At 46.9% G+C, this 766-nt stretch carries 1 protein-coding gene and 1 pseudogene; both read right to left on the reverse strand.

What is annotated here, in order from left to right; translation table 11 throughout:
- Positions 1-447, reverse strand: a 447-nt coding sequence (gene asd / locus R7093_RS25130; protein ID WP_318147006.1) for an archaetidylserine decarboxylase, incomplete at its 3' end; no start/stop codon positions are given.
- Between the two features lie 124 nt (positions 448-571).
- Positions 572-766, reverse strand: a pseudogene (locus tag R7093_RS25135) (ribosome biogenesis GTPase RsgA); the annotation flags it as partial.

Here is a 766-nt window from a genome sequence, read left to right on the forward strand (position 1 = left end):
ACATGGCATGTGTACACGGTGGTAATCGCGAGGCGATAGGTATAGCGTTGCGAATGAACCGTCTTTGAATTCTTCTGCGAGTTTCTCATCACCACCAAGCAGTTCTTGCGCCGAGTAGTTGTGGCCTTTTGCTTGAATCAGTTGACCATCTTCAATTGGGCCAAATTGGCTCACACAAGCATCTGCTGGGTGCGTAATGATCTCATCACCTTCAGTGATTGGGCGTGCGCCTTCTTTGAGCTCACGAACAAAAAACTCGTTGAACGTTTTGAAATGCTTAGGATCAGAGTGCTTTGCCTCGTCCATATTCACATTGTACTGTTTGATAAACCAGCGAATGACCGCGGTGGTTAGACTACCAGCTTTGGCTGATGCCAGTTTGCCCATTAGGCGAGTTAGGCCATGTTGTGGGATCCAGTACTGCAGTCCAACTTTAAACTTGTCCATCTTTAATTCCGATACTTCTGTCTGTTCTGTTAGATTCGCGCTTTGGGCGCGTGATGTTACTGAACTTTAATGTGCTTGTCAGTATTCGGTGAAGAATTCTTACACAGTTGCTCAGACAATCTGGTTACAGATCGGCCTTCTTGTTGCGTGAGTATTGGCGGTTTGCCTTGTTCTCCATCATGCTTTCTAGAATGCGATGGTAGTTCTCAAAACGAACCTCACTCACTTCGCCTTTCTCAACGGCTTCACGCAGAATACAGCCAGGGTCGTCGTTGTGTTTACAGTCTCGGAATTTACAGCCACCAAGGTATGGGCGGAA

It is taken from the genome of Vibrio sp. 1580, from assembly GCF_033340055.1.